The organism is Mucilaginibacter mali, assembly GCF_013283875.1.
GTDB classification, from domain to species: Bacteria; Bacteroidota; Bacteroidia; order Sphingobacteriales; family Sphingobacteriaceae; genus Mucilaginibacter; species Mucilaginibacter mali.
On the sequence record NZ_CP054139.1, the window covers coordinates 3,020,801 to 3,039,781 of the forward strand.

Annotated in this window: 14 protein-coding genes and 1 tRNA gene; 8 read left to right on the forward strand and 7 right to left on the reverse strand. The window is 45.9% G+C overall.

The annotated features are described in order from the left end of the window. Nucleotides 1–2: 2 nt before the first annotated feature. Genes HQ865_RS12815 through HQ865_RS12830 form a run of 4 tightly spaced genes read left to right on the forward strand, consistent with a single transcriptional unit; the run spans nt 3 to nt 6,373 of the window. A complete protein-coding gene (locus HQ865_RS12815; RefSeq protein WP_173415274.1) occupies nt 3–2,123 on the forward strand; it encodes a fibronectin type III domain-containing protein in 2,121 nt (706 codons plus the stop codon). A gap of 5 nt (nt 2,124–2,128) precedes the next feature. Beyond that, nucleotides 2,129–3,910, forward strand: a complete 1,782-nt coding sequence (locus tag HQ865_RS12820) for a hypothetical protein (RefSeq protein ID WP_173415275.1) — start codon at nt 2,129–2,131, stop codon at nt 3,908–3,910. A 5-nt stretch (nt 3,911–3,915) separates the two neighbouring features. Beyond that, the gene (locus HQ865_RS12825) at nt 3,916–4,806 is read left to right on the forward strand and encodes a hypothetical protein (protein WP_173415276.1); all 891 of its coding nucleotides are present in this window, start codon (nt 3,916–3,918) and stop codon (nt 4,804–4,806) included. Further along, nucleotides 4,793–6,373: an OmpA family protein gene (locus HQ865_RS12830; RefSeq protein WP_173415277.1), complete on the forward strand. Its 1,581-nt coding sequence runs from the start codon at nt 4,793–4,795 to the stop codon at nt 6,371–6,373. Before HQ865_RS12825 ends, HQ865_RS12830 begins: the two co-directional genes overlap by 14 nt. Before the next feature lie 183 nt (nt 6,374–6,556). Here HQ865_RS12830 and HQ865_RS12835 read toward each other — a convergent pair whose 3' ends face one another. Next, on the reverse strand, nt 6,557–7,903 hold the full coding sequence (locus HQ865_RS12835) for an alpha-L-fucosidase (RefSeq protein WP_173415278.1): 1,347 nt from the start codon (nt 7,901–7,903) through the stop codon (nt 6,557–6,559). A 346-nt stretch (nt 7,904–8,249) separates the two neighbouring features. Here HQ865_RS12835 and HQ865_RS12840 point away from each other — a divergent pair. Beyond that, a tRNA-Arg gene (locus HQ865_RS12840) sits at nt 8,250–8,321 on the forward strand. A gap of 29 nt (nt 8,322–8,350) precedes the next feature. Here HQ865_RS12840 and HQ865_RS12845 read toward each other — a convergent pair. Then, nucleotides 8,351–10,186: a cytochrome-c peroxidase gene (locus tag HQ865_RS12845; RefSeq protein WP_173415279.1), complete on the reverse strand. Its 1,836-nt coding sequence runs from the start codon at nt 10,184–10,186 to the stop codon at nt 8,351–8,353. A gap of 50 nt (nt 10,187–10,236) precedes the next feature. Next, entirely contained in the window at nt 10,237–11,655 is a 1,419-nt protein-coding gene (locus HQ865_RS12850; RefSeq protein ID WP_173415280.1) for a metallophosphoesterase, read from the reverse strand. 225 nt (nt 11,656–11,880) lie between these two features. On the opposite strand from HQ865_RS12850, the gene HQ865_RS12855 reads away from it, so the two are divergent. Further along, on the forward strand, nt 11,881–15,006 hold the full coding sequence (locus HQ865_RS12855) for an AsmA family protein (protein WP_173415281.1): 3,126 nt from the start codon (nt 11,881–11,883) through the stop codon (nt 15,004–15,006). A 6-nt stretch (nt 15,007–15,012) separates the two neighbouring features. Here the strand turns inward: HQ865_RS12855 and HQ865_RS12860 are convergent, their stop codons facing one another. Next, nucleotides 15,013–15,624 (reverse strand): class I SAM-dependent methyltransferase, encoded by a 612-nt coding sequence (locus HQ865_RS12860; RefSeq protein WP_173415282.1) that lies wholly within the window; start codon nt 15,622–15,624, stop codon nt 15,013–15,015. 179 nt (nt 15,625–15,803) lie between these two features. Between HQ865_RS12860 and HQ865_RS12865 the strand changes: the two genes are divergently transcribed. Then, nucleotides 15,804–16,271, forward strand: a complete 468-nt coding sequence (locus tag HQ865_RS12865) for a hypothetical protein (RefSeq protein ID WP_173415283.1) — start codon at nt 15,804–15,806, stop codon at nt 16,269–16,271. Nucleotides 16,272–16,300: 29 nt separating this feature from the next. Here HQ865_RS12865 and HQ865_RS12870 read toward each other — a convergent pair whose 3' ends face one another. Further along, nucleotides 16,301–16,957 (reverse strand): flavodoxin family protein, encoded by a 657-nt coding sequence (locus HQ865_RS12870; RefSeq protein WP_173415284.1) that lies wholly within the window; start codon nt 16,955–16,957, stop codon nt 16,301–16,303. Between the two features lie 682 nt (nt 16,958–17,639). On the opposite strand from HQ865_RS12870, the gene HQ865_RS12875 reads away from it, so the two are divergent. Beyond that, nucleotides 17,640–17,903 (forward strand): (2Fe-2S) ferredoxin domain-containing protein, encoded by a 264-nt coding sequence (locus HQ865_RS12875; RefSeq protein ID WP_173415285.1) that lies wholly within the window; start codon nt 17,640–17,642, stop codon nt 17,901–17,903. On the opposite strand, the gene HQ865_RS12880 is transcribed toward HQ865_RS12875, so the two are convergent. After that, entirely contained in the window at nt 17,900–18,430 is a 531-nt protein-coding gene (locus tag HQ865_RS12880) for a ferritin (protein ID WP_173415286.1), read from the reverse strand. The genes HQ865_RS12875 and HQ865_RS12880 overlap by 4 nt on opposite strands. A 93-nt stretch (nt 18,431–18,523) precedes the next feature. After that, nucleotides 18,524–18,892, reverse strand: coding sequence for a hypothetical protein (locus HQ865_RS12885; RefSeq protein ID WP_237073461.1), 369 nt, complete (start codon nt 18,890–18,892; stop codon nt 18,524–18,526). Between the last annotated feature and the right edge of the window lie 89 nt (nt 18,893–18,981).

The window sequence follows — 18,981 nt, forward strand, 5'->3', positions numbered from 1 at the left end:
ATATGAAAGCATTTTTCACAACGATATTGTCCATTTGCGCATTAACGGTTTTGGCACAAACTCAACGGCCGGAGCTTGCGCTGATGGCCCGTAGCTACCCTGATAAAGTAGTGCTAAGATATTTCCCTACCGCGCCCGCATTACTAACGCGTGCCGCTAATGCCGGCTTTGTAGTTGAAAAAGCTGTTTTTAAGCCGGGCATTGCACTTGAAAAACTCGCGTACGCACCGGTTAAAGGTTCGCCCTTTAAACGCTGGGGCGATGATGCATGGAACACTGCTTTGCGCAACGCGAGCCAAAACGACACCGCAAGTACCCGGATAATCGGTTTTGCGATGACGTTGACAGACCCCGCCGTTAAAGCTGCATCGGGCGATGTTTTGGCTGACGGCCTAAAAACACTGATGGAAGAACGCAACCAGCAGGATATGAAATTCGCAATGGCGCTGATAGCCGCTAACCGGAGCCGCGTAGCCGCCGAAGGGCTTGCCCTCAGTGTTACCGATGCCGATGTAAAAAGCGGCACAACCTATGTATACCGCGTCCGCATTGCAGATAGCCAGGCAGGCGACAAAAATTCGATAGCTTATGTTAAGGTTAGCTGCACAGCATTCAACAGTAGATATTTGGTGAATAACAAAGCGGTTAAGGTGGTTGAAGGAGATAAGCGCATTACGCTAAGTTTCCCGCAATCAAAAGAATATTATGCTTTCAACGTAGAACGATCGGATGACGGCGGCCTTAACTTTAAAAAAATCACCCTTACGCCCGCATTTAAACTAAACCCGCGCGGCGCTACAACCATCACCGATTACGGCTTTGTAGATTCGAACCTCACCAATTATAAAACTTACCGCTACCGCTTATTGGTATCTACACCATTTGGCGATGACCTGCCTCTGGCCGAATTCCAGGGCACACCGCGCGACCGTACCCCTCCGCCCGCGCCATTCTTAAAATCGGCAACAAACACAAAACCTAAGCAAGTGGAATTGCTTTGGGAAACCGACGGTGCCGGCGATCTGAAAGGTTTTAATATCAAACGAAGCAACTCGTTTAAAGGGAAGTATACCACCATTTCACAAACTATACTTCCTAAAACGGCACGAACTTATATTGATGGCGGCTTCGATCCTGACGGCAATAACTATTATATGATTGAAGCCATTGATACCGCAGGCAATACCAGCACCTCATTCCCTACCCTGGCGACGATCATCGACAGTATACCACCCGCAATGCCTGTTATCGCTTCGGCTACCATTGATACCTTGGGCAAAGTGCTGATAAAAATAAAGCCTAATACCGAAAGGGACTTTATTGGTTATCAATTGCTGAAAGCCAACGCCGCCGATCACGATTTTTCGGTGGTGGCCGAAACTTATATGGATACGCTTGGCAAAAAGCGGTTTACGCTGCGCGATTCGACCACGTTGAATTCGCTAACGTCACATATTTACTATAAAGTAATAGCGTTCGATTCGCATTATAATCAGTCTCTCCCATCGAAGATCATCGAACTTAAACGGCGCGATACTATCCCTCCGGTTAGTCCGCTGATCACCGGTTTTGCTGCCACCGATAGTACGGTATCCATCAGCTTTGCTAATTCGCCCAGTGACGACGCGGTAAGCAACATCCTGTTACGGCGATTGAACGGCAAGCCACGCTTTGATACCGTGTTTGTGAATCGGAACAGGGCTATCAACTCCTTTATCGACAAGAAAGTGAACGGGGGCGACGAGTATGAATATGCCATGATGGCAAAGGATGAAAGCGGCTTAAAATCAAAAATTACCCGCAGTATTATGGTCAGCATACCGGTGAATAAACGGTTGCCGAAGCCGCAGCTTAGCGGCATATACAGCGCCGATAACAAAAAGATCACCCTGTCATTCATAGTCGACGATAAGGTAAAGGGCCGAAAACTAAAGATCGCACTATACAAGCGATCTGATGGGGCAGCGCCGTGGACAGTTTATAAACTGATAGTTTTTGAAGCCGGAAAGTCATTTATAGATGACGCGGATGGCACCGGCAGCAAATATTACGCGGCCCGCCTGCTTGATGAGAACAGCAATTCCTCCAATTTCAGTAACGAACTGCAAATAAATATCCGATAGTAAATATGGCACCAGTTTTACTCCATCGATTAAGATCGGTCTTCCGCATTGCCGGGTGCTTCTGCATCGCCATATGTTCGGTTTTATATGTGCAGGCACAGGATAAAGGGAAGCCCAAATTTTCGATAAGTGGCGATATGGGCGTTTGGTATGAAAGCTATAACCTGAACCGATGGCCGGGGCAATCGCTCCCGGTATTTTACCAGCCGCGCAAGCCCTGGAATATGCTCCGCTACAACTTTAGCCCGGTATTCAGCTTTGGTAAGTGGACCGTCCCCTTTAATTTTAACTTCACCGCGCTCCAAAATAATTTCATTACGCCGGTTACATCGGGAAAGCAAAGCCTGTGGCAATTTATCACTAACCCGGCAAATAACTTTGGCGTTAGCCCCAAATTTGGCACAACCGAAATATTGCTGGGGACGCAATATATTCACTACAGCGATCTGAGCACGGGCGATCTGGGTACGTTCGGCTATGGCGTTAACCTATCTCCCGGTAAATTCCGCTTTAAATTTTTCCAGGGCGTTTCGCAGCGTCCTGTTAACTATATCGCCCCAACCATTATTCCGCCTGACCCCGGTGTGCCCGGCGCCTATCAGCGTAACCACTGGATGGCACAGTTGGGCTTAGAGGAAAACGAAAAATACTTCGTCGGCTTTAATTTTTCTAAAGCGAAGGACGATATCGGTTCGGTAACATCCGCTCCGCAACTGCCCGTAACGCCTCAGGATAATATGGTGGTTACCTTTTTGGCAAAAGCCAATACAAAAAATGGCTGGAACGTTCAGTTAGAGCTTGGCCAAAGCTTCCATACCCGCGACCTTAATACGCCACTTTCTTTATCGCCGGTAGAAGATTTTAAGCCCTTTATCGAATCGCATACATCTACCGTAAAAAACAACGCCATAGTATTTGCCCTGGCCAAAAAGAAAGATGACTGGGAAGCCGGCATTAAGTTTAATTATTATGGATCGGGATATTATACAGCCGGATACCCCTTTTTAGCCAACGACCGGATGGATTACCTGGCCAATACCCGTTTTTCAATCATTAACAAAAATGTGAATATTGTGGCCAGTGCCGGGCAGCGTTTAGGTAACCTCAGTAATAGTTCGGGCACGGGTGTTAACCGACAGTTCATCGCTAATGTTAATGTATCGGCACAGGTATCCGAGCATTTTAGCCTTAACAGCAGTTTCAACAACCTGGGTTATAATGCGGCCGATGCTTCAGGCTATCGTAGTGTAAGTAACGAGTTTAGCATCAACCCGGTGTATAACTGGTCTACAGCATCCATGAGCCACATGATCAGCGGAACGTATACGCGCAGCCAATATGATGAAACTACAATAATACCGCCCGGCACTACGCGCAACAATACCCAAACAGCCTTATTGCAATATGTACCAACCTTTTTTAAAGGGAAACTTAGTCCGGATATCAGCCTGATGTGGTTTAAAAACATAGCGCCTCCAGTCGATCTTACACTGATGAATGCAACCGCGTCGTTGGGTTGGAAGGCCGGTAAAAAATTCAATGTAAAAAGTCAGCTTCAATATAACCTGACCACAACCGCCCCTTTTACCGCCAATAAAAATGTACTGTTGAGTGGCGGTTTTGATTGGGAATTGTATAAGCGCCTTACCTGGCAAATATTGTTAACCGGTAACCTGTACCATTACGGTACCGAGTTGCCGGGCAATACCTTGACGCCCCCATATGCAGGATTGCCGCGATACCTGGAAAGTACTGTTCGTTCATCGTTAAACTACCGGTTCAAATAAAGGCTATGAGAAAATTGATCATATATTGTTTGTTGCTGATTGGTGTGTCCACTGTTGCATTTAAAGGATATGCGCAGGTGAGTATAAACCTGGCCCTGAATAGCAGACCGCAACCCTGGCTGGCAGATTGGGCAAACCCGGTAAACGGAATAATGATACTGAATTATATGCCGGGAGTTGTCAACGATCCGGCAGTAAAAATACGCACAACCATTACCGAGCTTAGCGGGAACCTTGTAGCTACCTCGAATATCAGCGCGGCAAGGCTTTATATCCTGAAGGACGGCGCAAACCAGTTTACTATGGCCGATGCTTTGCAATTGCAAAATCTGGCATTTGTTGGGAGTTATAAGGCAAATCTACAGCAATCGGGACGGCTACCGGCGGGGCAGTACCAACTAACGGTGCAACTCACTAATACCACCGGCGATGTGGTGCGCGCTACGCAAACACGCCCTTTTTTCGTTACATCGTATCAATTGCCGGTTTTGGTTAGCCCGGCAAACGGTGGGAATGTTAACGCGCATGTCGCGCAAAGTATAATAGTTTTCAGGTGGACACCGCTTACCCCTGCCTATACCGAACCACCTGTTTACCGGGTACTGGTTTTTGAAGTGCTGCCGGAACAAACACCAATGCAGGCGTTCAGGGTCAACCGCCCCTTGCTTGATGAGCAGATGAGAGGTATCACGCAATATGCCTGGCGTACCAACTTGCCTATGCTGGATTCAACTGCTAACCGGCAATTTATATGGACGGTTCAAACTACGGATAAAGATGGCAGGGTATTCCCCGGTAACCAAGCATCCAATATACTGGGATACTGTGAACCAGCTCTGTTTCATATCGTCGGTCTGCCGGCCATAGTAAAAGAAGAAAAGCATGAGGACAAATAATGTATATAAAGCCATTATATGGTTAGCGGCCATGTGTTTATCAGCAGATTTACAAGCACAGGATTCCGCGCGTGCCAAACCGTCCACTTTACTATTTCATGTTTTTTATAATGATTTTCCTACGGCACAGCTCATCCGCACTACTTCACTAAATAACGCGTTGAACAGCGGCCAATGGAAAAGGCTTGCCGATATGCAAATGGGGGCTGGTTTATCTTATATGCGGGGAGTAACTAAAAAGATCGACTTTGCCGGAACCATTGATGCCAGCTATACCGATTACCTTTTTAAAAACGGGACAAACAATGGTAGCAGCCAATTTTTATTGGATGTGGCAACAACGTTTAATGCCCGCTTGCTGAATGACCGGCATATTTTCAATCCTTTTTTAACATCGGGTTTAGGGGCTTCGCTTTATACCGGCAAAGCCGGTTTTTATATTCCGGCAGGTGTTGGCTTGCAGGCCAATGTGTTTAACCAGGCTTTTGCATTGCTTGGCCTGCAATACCGCAAAAGCATTGGCGGGTTTGTAAACGACCATTTCAATTACAGTATAGGCATCGGCTTTAGTTTAAGCCATAAAAAACGAGCGACGGTGCCACCAATCGCTCCGCCGGTTAAACCGGCAGATACTGTGTCAGTAAAGCCATCGCCACGCATATTACGCAAAAACATAACTATTAAAGTAAAAGATGAACAAACAGGTTTACCCCTACCGGGCGTAATGGTGACTTTAAAAAATGCGGATACACTAATACAATTACAAACCGATAGCGCGGGCAATACGCATTTTACCGATATAGCGCCTGATACTTACACGGCGACCGGTACGCTAAACGGTATTAATACAAATACCCTACAGATAAAAACGGCAGACTTCAGTGGCAGCGAAAGTCTGCTCAATATCAGCCTTACCCACAACGACCCGCGCTTTACACTGGCAGGTGAAGTAATAAATATGGAAACAGGCAAACCGGAAACCGGGGTAACCATAAACCTGCAAAACCTGGATAAAAACTCCACAACATCAATCGTTAACAGCGGTAATGACCAGGGCTTTAACATCCAACTTGATGCCGGTACTGATTTTACAGTATCCGGGAAGAAAGCAGGCTATCTTTCAAATATTGAAAAAGTAAGTACCAAAGGGCTTAGCCGGAGCACTACTTTATATGTAAAGCTTAAATTAAGTATCCAGCAAACACAGGCTAATAAAGCAATTGTGCTACGCAATATTTATTATGACACGGGCAGTACGCAAATAAAGGCTGAAGCATCTTCTGATCTGGATAAACTGATACTTTTCCTGAACGATAATCCCGGTACCCGAATTGAAATTGACTCGCATACCGATAGTCGCGGCAGTACGTTACTAAATAATCGTTTAAGTAAGGAGCGTGCAGCTGCGGTGATGATTTACCTTGTTAAGCATAATATTAGCCCTGATCGGTTAACAGCAAAAGGGTTTGGTGCTTCACAACCGGTAAATGGTTGCACGGTCGGAATAAAATGTACCGATACGCAACATAAAGAGAACAGGCGCACAGAATTTAAGGTGCTGGAATAAAACCGCTTCCATGATAATTAGATGATTACAGCCGTTTGCCTTTCCATATTTATCCAAATTAGCAGAAACACAATCAAATCTTATAACAAAGATAGCCGGCCAAACATCATGTTAAATAGAGTATATTGAGCTACAAATGGACTTTTCGATATGCGGCATTAAACGGCCCTGCTCCCCCTCCTGTTACTGATTTAAATCGCCGCCGAGGCCGCCTTTTCCCCGGTATAGTTTAATTGGCTTTTCCAGTTGTACTTTTAATATGGTGATATATTCGTCCTGTACGTTTGGGGGTATGGGTATATATACCAGGCCCGGAACCGGGCTCCAGGAAATTTTCCCGACAATTTTAGGCTGTAACTTAGTACCATTGCCTACAACCTCAACGCTATTGATCTTGCTGTTAAGACCCTTAATTACTACCGGTCCGCTGCTTTTACCGGGGATAAAGAGATATAAAGCGGTCGAGTCTTTCGATAAAGTAGTGGGGCCATAAAAGTGGCCTTGCGGTATACCGCCTAAGGTGCCAAACACTGCTTCGGCATGCTTTTTATTCCACTTACCTAATTCCTTTAGCAGATGTACCTGTTCCTGGGGGAAGGTACCGTCTTCTTTCGGGCCGATATCAAGTAATAAATTACCACCATTACTAATCACATCTGCAAATATGGAAATTACTTCAAAGGGTGTTTTCCAGGTGGTATCGTCGGGGTGATAGCCCCAATTGTTATTGGTGGTCATACATAGTTCCCACCAACTATATACAGGCCTGGTTACCGGGAAATTTTGTTCCGGGGTTTCGTAGTCGCCATAGCCGGTTAACCTGCCGTTTACAATAAGTTTAGGGTTATAGCTTAGCAGCATTGATTTTGTACCCGCTGCATCCCATTCTTTCGCACTATGTTCCCAGTCGCCATCAAACCACAGCAGATCGGGGTTATAATTCTTCATGATCTCCTGCAGTTGCGCCTTATAAAATAGCTGGTACTTCTTCCAGCGTTCCGGCTGTTCGGCTATCTTATACCTGGTGCTGTCCTTTGTAAATCCCGGATAATTAGTATTACTCCAATCTAATATTGAGAAATAAGCTCCGCATTTAATATCCGATTTGCGCAAGGCATCATAAAATGGTTTTAAAAGGTCTTTTTTAGCAGGTGTGCTTTGCACCACGTTAAGTTTGCTTTGCCGGGTATTCCATAAAGCAACCCCATCGTGATGCTTGGTTGTTAAAACCGCATACCTTGCCCCCGATTCCTTAATTAAGCCTGCCCATGCCTGCGGATCGTACTTAGCGGCTGTAAAACCTTTCAACTGATCCATATAACCGGGATACGAAATTTTTTTGTTGTAAAAACTCCATGATTCGTCTATACCGTTAACCGCGTATATACCCCAGTGAATAAATATCCCCAACTTGGCATCGGCAAACCATTGCATTTTGTTTTTAATACTATCGGGCACCGTCTTTTGCTGGGCGTATCCCGCGAAAGTTAAGCAACTGGCAATTATTAATAATTGGATATGGTTTCTCATAGTTTTATAAAATGATCAGTTGGTTTGATACTGGCAATTAAAGTTTTGCCTTATTGCGCAAAAGATGCAATAATATCATTAAGCGCTACACATATCAAAAAAAATGTTCCTCATTTCATTATTTCTGATATCAGGGCATCTAAAAATAGAAGTATCATTGATAACCTAAAATAGATCAAACGATATTTCTGACGGATTATCCATTGATGTCGCCAATTGCGCCAGAACACCGACATAGCTTATTACTTAAATACGCGACTACCCCAAAATTGAAAAAGGCTTTTTACGAACCTTTTTATTTACACTTCTCTCTCCAAACAGAGAAATTCCTATATATTTGCGCCATGCCTCCGTAGTTCAATGGATAGAATTATGGTTTCCGGTACCATCGATATGAGTTCGAATCTCGTCGGGGGCACATAAAGCTACTTCGGTAGCTTTTTCGCGTTAATAAAGCTTGGGGTCGAGTCCCTTCTTCCGCACCAGTTTATCCGTCAGGATATTCATAAACGCCACAATAGCCTTTATTTCACGCTTTGTCAGCTTCAAACTATCCGATGCCAGTGTTTGATCGCCATTGTTCAATCCCCAGCCGTTGCCACCGCCGGCGTTGTAAAAATCCATCACCGTATTTAAATTATGAAACGCCCCACTATGCATGTACGGCCCGGTTTTGGCGATGTTACGTACGGTTGGGGTTTTAAAGGCGCCCTTCATGTAGTTAACCGGCATCTGGCGGTAGGCGCCTTCATCGGTATCGGCCAGCGCGTTTTTGCGACTATCGGTTTGGGGTACACCAATGATCTCCATCTCGCTGGTTTCGTAAAAAGGCGGCACCAGTCCGTTAAACAAGGGTGCGAAATGGCAACTGCCACACTGCCCCTTCCCCATAAACAGGTTAAAACCATTAATTTCGCTGTTAGTCAATGCCGCTCTGTCGCCGGCCATATATCTGTCAAAAGCCGAGTTGCGGGGCGAAAGGGAAAGCACATAAGCCGTAAGTCCCTCGGCAATGCCATACATGGTGGCGCGCTGGTAAACGGGCATTGGGAACGCCGATTTAAACAAGGCAGCGTAGCTTTTATCCCGCAAAAGCCTTGAAATAATTATACTATCATTCCCGGCCATTTCCTGTTTATTGTGCAGCACCTCCTGCACCTGCTCTACCATGCTTTTAGCGCGGGCATCCCAAAATTGGCTGTATTGAAAGCCAGCGTATAGCAACGTCGGCGCGTTGCGTAGCACATGGCCATGTCTGCTGATGGTTTTACTTTGAGGTAAACCGTCGGTAAAGTAACGTTCGGGCTGATGACAGGTAGCGCAACTGCGTGTTGCGGGGCCGGATAAGCGCTTATCAAAAAACAGGCGCCTGCCCAGGGCGATCAATTGCCGGTTTTTCTCCGGAAAATCTAAAAACACCCGGCTGTTAAGCGCGTCCCGGCTAAATATATTTTTTGCTTGTGCATTAAATATCCCGGTCGATTTTACATCCAGCTTAGCTTGCACAATGTATCGGTTCAACTCTTCCTGCAAGGGCATGGCATAAACGGTTAAAAACCGCATCCGGTTGAAGCTGTTAAAATCCGTATGCGCTTTCAGGTACGATATCCCGTCGGCAAGCAAACTGCTCACCCTGGCCGATGGCTGCTGCCGAAGGTATGGCGCCAGCGCGTTTTGCAGCGCTACCATCGCGTCGCCTGCCTCTGCAATACCGCTTTTAAAAAGCGGGGCATCGTAGCCGGTGATGTCCAGCGTCATAATGCGCACCAGCGTTACCTGCAGGCTGCGCAGCAATTGGGCATCACTGGTATGGAAATTGATAAATAAGCCCGGCAGGTTATGGGCAGCATTCACCAATAAATCAGCAAGTTGCTGTAATTTTTCCTTCCGCGCGACAACATTCTTATCAAACAACAGCGCTTCCATCACCTGCATTCCCACAGGTTCCCGGTAATCATCTTCGGGTTCTTCGGCATCAAACTTAGGTGGGGCGTTAAACCCGGCAGCCGAAGTTTTAAAGTAATATTCAAGAAACCAGGCTATCGCCTTGTAATCGCGACGGCAAGCCAGTAACGCAAACCGGGCATTTTTTATACTGCCGGCATCATCCTGTTTCAGCCGGCCGATCTCGAGCTGTACCTGCCCGCAACTTTGCGCGAATACCCCGCATTTTATTTTCACATCGCCAATAACCTGCTCCGTACACGATGGCGCCTTAAGCGGTAAGGCTAAGCTGGGTAAAAGCAATAAAATAACAAGGATGCCGGTAACGATCACCGGCATCCTTGTTATTTTAATTCCGCTCCTTCTTTCCTCAATCAATAGGTGATGATTTATTTGGTAACCTTAAATGCATCCACCTCTTTACCATCGGCCGCAATTTGACGAAAGTTTAAGGTTTTGCCTTCCACATCAACAACAGTTAACGAGTGCACTTTAGAGATAAAGGTGCTGGTAAATGTTTGCCACGAGTTTTTGTCGTCCTGCTGCTCGGGGTTATACAGATCGGCACCGCCGGCACCGGTTACAATGTAAATGATGCCTTTAGGTTTGGTTACGGTTTTACCATTAAAATTATTATCCAATACCCATTTGCCGTTCACTATGCGGCCACGGCTTGGCGTGGTAGTAGCGGCAGGCGGATCTGGCGTAAAGGTAAGCGGATAAGTGCGCTGGTAGTTATGCACGTGGCCTGTGATCACCACATCTACATTTCCTGCTTCAAAAGCAGGCGAAAGTACGCGCATTTGTTGTTCCTCGAAATGCTGGCGCGATGAATTGAAGCCTGGGTGATGGAACACCACAAAACGCCAGGTAGCGCCCTTTGCCGATGCAAGATCATTCTTTATCCAGTCGGTCAGCGTTTTATCCGACCAGTTTACATACGGGTTCGAATCTAAATACAGCCAATGTGCGTTGCCATAATTGAACGAGAAATTACCCATACGCGGATAAGCATCGCCGGCTGCAGCTTTAAAAGCGTTCTTGTTCTCGTCCGAACCTTTCAGCAAAGGCACCCAGGCACTGCCTTCGGGACCATTAGGCCCGTTTAATGGTTGATCCCAAAACATAAAATAAGCCAAAGCCTGTGGCAAACGGTCCAAATCGCGGGTAGCGATATCGTGATTGCCGGGGGCAGCCACAAACGGTACCGAGCGCATGATCGGCGCGCTTTGCTCTGTTTCTTTATCAGAGTTATAGATATTCCAAAACTTGGTACGGTATTCACTTATAAGGCCGGTATTGTAAACAATATCGCCGGCAACTACTACCATATCGGGCTTGGCTTTGTAAGCCTGTACGGCCAGTAATTTTTGATCGGGCGTCAGCGCGCCGATATCGCCGATGGCTACAAAGCGGTAGTTTTGTTTGTCGCTTTTGGGCGCTTTGCCTTCGGCCTCAAATACCACAACTTTATTTTTAATCACCCGGTAATAAAAAGTGCTGCCCGGATCCAGCTTGTTAAATTTGATATGATAGATACGATGCGGATCTACACCGGTCACAGCTACGCGTGTAAAATTAATGGCTTCTATCCTGGTCCACGCATTGCTGTCTTTGGTCCTTTCCTCCACAAACCATGTAGCATCGGCGTCGGCAACGTGCCACACCAACTCAAGCGATTGTGCCGATGGCTCGCGGCCTATTTGCAGGTAAGGGTTAGCAATAAATATCTTTTCGGTTGAGTTTTCCTGCGCCATCAGCTGTTGTATGCCGATGAAAAGCAGTAGTGATAAAAGTCTGAATTTCATTTTGTGATTTTTTTCCTGGTTTAAAACTATTAAAAAACATACACCCGGTTAAATGAAAGCCATTTGATATTAAATTGTTAACCATAGCTTAACCAGGGCATCAACCTCGCCCCAAAAAATTGTTTAAAGCGTTGCGCTTTTTATAATTAAGCCTGTATTTGCTAAATTTGCAGCGCTAATGCAGGTCGATACTTATCAGCCGTTTCCGTCACAATTTATATAATTATGAGCACATCCGTTAAAAGTGGGTTAATTAAAACCCTTAAGATAACCGGCATTGTTTTAGGCAGTTTATTGCTGTTGATGTTCCTGTTGCCATTCCTGTTTCCGCAAACTTTTACTAAAAAAATAAACGTTTGGGCTAACCAGCGCATCAACGGGCATATCGCTTTTTCAGGTACGGGATTGTCGTTCTTCAAACATTTCCCCGAACTAAGCCTTACCCTTTACGATGTAGATCTGAAAGGCAGCGCCCCCTTTGAGCGGGACACACTTATTTCGGCTAAGGAACTAACCTTCGGTATCGATATCTCATCGGTATTTAAAAGTAAGATCAACATCAACAAGATCTATCTTAACCAGGCCTACATCAATATACAGGTAGATACCGCGGGTAGGGCCAATTACAATATCTATAAATCAACGGGGCAACAAACCGCGGCGCCGGCCGATAGCAGTGGGGCATCGCTGGGTATCGAACAAATTTTGGTGGAGAAAAGCCGGCTAATTTATAACGATCAATCATTGCCGATGAAGATCATCGCCCGCGATTTCAACTATACCGGCAGCGGCGATTTGAGCAAAGATGTGTTCGACCTGAGCACGCATGCCAGTATCCAGTCGCTGGATTTTTATTATGCCAAACAAGCTTATATCATCGGCAAAAAAGTAAATGCCGACCTGGTTACCAAAATCAATACTAAATCGCTGGCATTTATTTTCCAGAAGAACGATTTGATGATCAACGAGCTACCGGTTCAGTTTAAAGGCCGCTTCGCCTTTATTAAGGATGGGTACGATATGGATTTCAAGATCGAATCGCACGAGAGCGACCTGAGCGATATTTTTACCGCCCTGCCATCGGCCTACCAAAAAATGCTGGATGGTACCGAGGTGAACGGCACGGGCCACATCGCCATGTCGTTAGCGGGCAAGTACATTGCAAAGGATAATGTGAAACCCGATCTTGACTTTAACTTTAAAGTACGCGATGGATATATCAACAATGCCAAATCGCCATCGCCGGTGAAGAACCTGTTTGTAAACATGGAATCGCGGGTGCCTGGACTGAACCCGGATAGCCTTTATCTGAATATCGATTCGATCTATTTTAATATCGATAAAGATTACTTCAGTTCGGTGATACGCGTTAAAGGCGTGAAGCAGCCCGATATTTACGCCAAAATAAATACCGAGATAGACCTGCAGAAATGGAACCAGGCCTTCGGCATAAAAACCGTGGACCTGAAAGGCCGCTATGCGCTGCACCTGCTGGCCGAGGGTAAATATGCCACCGGACCGGTACGCACCGGTTTACGAAAGGTGGATACGCTACCCATCAGCATCCCCAAATTTAGTTTGCATTCATCGTTTAAAGATGGTTACCTGAAATATGCTTCGCTGCCCCAGGCGGTAGACCACATGAGTTTTGATATGGATGCCGATTGCCCGGACCATAACTATAAAAACATTAAGATATCGGTTAATAACCTGAGCATTACTGCTCTGCGCAACTATATTAAAGGCTACTTTAAATACAGCAACAGCGATGATGCCCCGGTTGATGCTTTATTGCAAGCCAAATTTAACCTGGCTGATCTGAAAAATATTTACCCGATTGACAGCACCGACCTGAAAGGCCAACTGGATGCCGATGTACATGCCAAAGGCAGCTACCTGCCAGCCCAAAAGAAGTTCCCGGTAACGGTGGCTAACATCAACCTGAAAGATGGGTCTATCCAAACCAAATACTATCCACACCCTATTAGCAATATACAGGTGAGCACGGTGGTTACTAACAGTACCGGTACCGTTGCAGGCACTACGGTTTCGGTGAAGCCGATATCATTCAGTTTTGAGAATGAGCCTTTTCTGCTGAGGGCCGGGTTGCATAATTTCGCAGATATCAATTATAACCTGTCGGCTAAGGGGATCATCAACATTGGTAAAATTTACCAGGTGTTTGCCATGAAGGGTTATGATGTAAAAGGCACTATAGCCGCCAATTTTAACTTAAAAGGCAAACAAAGCGATGCTGTTGCAGGTCGCTACGATAAACTGGCAAATTCAGGCACCTTACGGGTAAATAACATTGCCCTGAGTACCGAGCTATTCCCTAAACCATTTATCATCAGTAAAGGCTTGTTTAGCTTTAACCAGGATAAAATGCAGTTTGATGCATTTACCGCCCGCTACGGCAATTCGGAAATTGTGTTGAACGGCGCGCTGAACAATGTAATAGATTATGCCCTTAAGCCGGGGTCGGTGCTAAAAGGCGATTTCAATCTGAAGAGCGATCAAATAGTAGTCGACGATTTTATGGCTTTCGCCGGGGCCAGCACCGAAGCCAACACGGCTGGCGGCGCGGGCGGCGTGGTAATGGTGCCCCGCAACCTGGATATGAGTTTTGCCGCCGATGTTAAAAAACTAAAATATAACGGGCTGACTTTGGTGGATGCCAAAAGCCAGATGACCATCAGGCAAGGTAGCATCAACCTGAAACAAACCGGCTTTAACCTTATTGGCTCGCCGGTAGATATGGATGCATCGTACACCAACAACGGTGCGCAAAAGGCATTTTTCAACTACCACATCAGTGCTAAAGACTTTGATATTAAGAAAGCCTATAACAACATCAAACTCTTCCACGATATGGCCACCTCCGCCGCCCATGCCGAAGGCCTGGTATCGTTGGATTACCAGTTGAGCGGTCGCCTGAACAGCAATATGCAGCCGGTTTACCCATCTTTAAAAGGTGGCGGTGTACTATCGGCATCAAAAATAAAAATGCACGGGTTTAAACTGGCGGGCGCCGTGGGCAAATCAACCGGGCATGACAGCCTGACCAATAATGCCGACCTGACCAAAGTAGAGATAAAAACCACCATTGCTAATAACATCATTACCATTGCCCCTACTAAAATGCGCATGGCCGGCTTCAGGGTAAGGTTTGAAGGACAGGCAAGTTTTGATAAAGCGATGAACATTAAATTTAGGCTGGGGCTGCCGCCTTTGGGCATTATCGGCATCCCGATGACGATTACCGGCACACAGGATAAACCTAAAATAAAACTGGGCAAAGGCAAAAAAGAAGATGAACTACAGGGTGCTGCCGATGATGACACGAAGTAAATGACCTTATTTCTTCACCAAACACCAGGTAGTCATGCAGCGCATATTTTGCACATTGGTGGTTTTAATAGGTTCAAAAAGCTCACCGCCAAGTTCGCGGGTATATTCCAGCAATATTTCCTCGTTCACCAAATAACGGGTCGATCCATCGGGTAAATGGTAGCGGCCATTACCCAGCGGCTGTACCCGGTCTTCGATACCGATATCCGATGCAAGCCTTGCAAACAAGAAACCGCCCGGTTTCAGCACCCGCCATATTTCGCGCAGCATGGCATCAAAGTGGTTATGATCCCGCGCAAAATGCAGCACGGCACTACAAACGACCAGATCGAAAAAGTTATCGGTATAAGGCAGATCATCAACCCTGGCCACAACAAAATTATCTGCAGGGATAGCCGGCGCTAAGCGGGCCGAGAGTTGTTGTACTGCGGCAACCGCCCCGGCATCAGCATCCATACCGTAAACACCGAACCCGTTATTTAAAAAGTAATGCAGGTTGCGCCCGCCGCCACAACCAACATCAAGTACGGTGTGGCAATTATCAAAACGGCCTTTCATTAACTGATCGAACAGGTAGATATCTATATTGCCGTAAAGTTGGATGAGGTTATTTGCCATGATGTTTTTTTAGCAAGATGAGAATTTAACCACAGAGTACACAGAGAAAAAAGCACAGAGAGCACGGAGCCCATAACTGATTTTTATTGCTACTTAAAGTCTCTGTGTTCTCTGTGAAAGACCTCTGTGAACTCTGTGGTTAAAATATAAAACGATATATTTACTTATCACTTTCAATCATGGCCAAAGAAGACACCTCCGAACTGTTTACCTTCCTGGAAGCCGTATCGCCCGAAGCGCAGGACAAAGCCCTTTGGCTCCGCGATTTTGTTTGGGACCGCTACCCGCAATGTAACGAGATGATCTATGATAACTATAACGCGCTGGCTATCGGTTGGTCGCCCACGGAGAAGATGAGCCATATTTTTTGTTCAGTGGCCATATACCGCACCAATAATGGCATTCACTTTGGCTTTTACTGGGGATCGCAGATACCCGACCCGCAGCATATGTTATTGGGCGAGGGGAAGCAGTACCGTTATATCAGGGTGGATAATTTGGTGGCTTTCCCCGAGACTTATATGAAGCAGTTGATGCAGGATGCTTACGAACTATCGCTTAGTAAAGTGAAAGACCCAAAGTTGCTGCTGGTGCAGGGAAAGACGTTTGTGAAGGGGGATGGTTCAGGGAAGAAGCGGGTCAAATAGTCATTGAGTCATTACGCGAACCATAATGACTATCTTGGACTCTCCTTCTTCGCCAACTCTCTTAACTCGTTTAAATTCGTATCGATAGGATTATCCTTTAACAGTTTAGCAAACCAGGCCAGATTAGCCGTCATGTAACGTAACGTGTAATTGGTATAGTACCATTGTTCGCCGCCTGCTTCTACGTAGTCTTTCCCGGCGCCGGCCATGCCCACCCAGTAGGCGTTTACATTTGGCGGGATGGTGAAGCCGCACTCCTGCATGCTCCATAACACATGCGCGGCGCAGGCATGCGCGCCATCCTCGTTACCGGTGATGAGGCAGCCCGCCACTTTGTTGTAGGTGAAAAATTGGCCTGTCTTTGCATCACTCAGGCTTTCATCGTGGAAGATAGCATCCAGCCGTTCGATAACGAGCTGGGTTGGCGATGCGATATGCCCCATCCAAATAGGCGTAGCGATGATGAAGATATTACAGGCTTTTATTTTCTTTAGGATAGCAGGCCATTCATCACCCTTGCCCATATCTGCTTCGTTACCGGGCTTTACATCGTGGTCTACCAGGCGTATTACCTCGCTGCTAATACCCATGCCTTTGAATTGGGCTACGGCTTTTTGGATCAGCGCATCGGTGTTTGAAAATTGGGGAGATAATTTTAGGGTGCAATTGATGATGACTGCTTTCATATTTTATCAACGTGTAAGGATGGTGCTTTGTTTAGACACGAAGCCAGACTTACAAAAACTTAACACGCTTTAGTTGATCTTTTTGGAGACGAAACAACCGTTCAATGTAAACCTGATCGCAGCGGAAAGCCCACAGCCGCTGGGGGCATGAGGGGGAAAGGCCACGGCGAGGACTTGGAGCGGAGAGCAGGAACAAACTTTAATAGCAGCACTGGCATTGCTTTTCAAAAGCCCCACCCAAACCCTCCCCAAAGGAGAGGGCTTTAGAAAAAACACGTTTAAAACCCCCTCTCCTCTGGAGGGTAATAGCCCATCATTAGGCAGATAAACAGGTCGCTTCTACGAAGCTCGAATTTTAAGCTTAACCTATTGCCATCACTACGGGCAATGTCATTAAGTTAAGCTTTTAAGCCCCACCTAAATCCTCCCCAAAGGGGAGGACTTTAAGAATTTTACGCTTGTGCAGCCTAAGTCTCCCCTATCGGGGGAGATTTAGAGGGGGCTTTATTCGGCTGGAGCGATATGTTGGTAGAAAAAGATGGCAAGTAAGGCAGAACCCCATCGGGGTGATCTGTAAAATGCCCATTTATCCGGCTCTGCCTAATCATGGGCTATTACTCTCTGGAGAGGGCTGGGGTGAGGCTTTAAATAAAAACCCTAACTTTGCGTTAACAATAAACCCATGGGCAAATTCCCGATACCTGATAACGTACTATACGTGTGCACCGGCAGCAAATGCGCCAAGCGGGGCGGGAAAAGTATGTACAAAATTGCCAAAGCTTTGGCTAAGTACGATGATAGTTTTGAAGTGGTACGTACAGAATGCACAGACCGGTGCGATTGGGCACCGGTCTGTGCTATACAGCCGGGTAATACCTGGCTAAAAGAATACTCGGAAAAGGAAGTGCTTAAGCTGCTGCAAAAGCAAAGGCGTGGTGAAGATTAAGCTTCGCTGTCGTATTTAATATCGCAAACGTGCTTGTCGATTTGCCAGCGGCCGGTGCCTTCTTCGCCAATAACTTCAAATAATTCCAGCGCTCGGCGGGCTTTGTACTCTTCTTCGCGCTGTTCTTTCAGGAACCAGTTCAAAAATTCAAGGGTCACGTAGTCCTGCTCTTTATGGCAGCGGGCTGCAATGTTTTTGATAGATTGCGTAACGCTGATCTCCTGGTCCAACGCATCCTCAAAAACTTCTTTGAATGAGTTGTATTCTATTTTAATACCGTTCACATCGGGCGAGATAGCGGTGCCGCCCATATCCAAAATGTATTTAAAAAATTTCATCTGGTGCATACGCTCTTCTTCGGCCTGTTTGAAAAAGTAGGTTGATGAACCGTCGAAGCCGTTCCTGTCGCACCATGAGGCCATGGCCAGGTAGGCTGATGATGATTGGGCTTCTTTTTTTATTTGTTGGTTTAAAAGGCCCTCTATCTCTGAAGAGATAAGGCATTTTACACGGATGAGATCTTTCATAATGTTATTGCTTTAGGTATAACTAAAGCAATAATAATGCTAAAATTAACATTAAGCTAATAAGTATGCAATATGAAATGAGTCTAAATTCGATTAAACGGCCAGGCGGTGCAGACGATCGTAGATGATATGGTTCAGCTCCAGCATGGTAAAGGTGCCCTGCAGCAGTTCTTTAAAACGAACGATCTCCATTACGGTAAGTACATACGAATCGTCGCAAGCGCAAATGAAAACGATCTCGATATCGGCCGATTTGTTGCTTTTCAGCAAGATGGCCTCCACATCAATGGTATAAACTGCTTTTTTGAGTTTCAGCAGGCAACGGTAATCAAAACGGGCAACTTTGCCCGCAAAATCAACATACCAGCAACTTTCGCTATCCGACTGATAAACACCGCCATGTTCGGTAATAAACACTTCGGTTAGTTTCATATCATCAATCAGGGTATTGCTTTCTTGCATCTATTTCTTCTGTTGCGCTACAAAAGTAGATGTTATTTATAATTAATCCAAATAAATCAAAATCAGAATTTACAAAATTTAAGGATTTA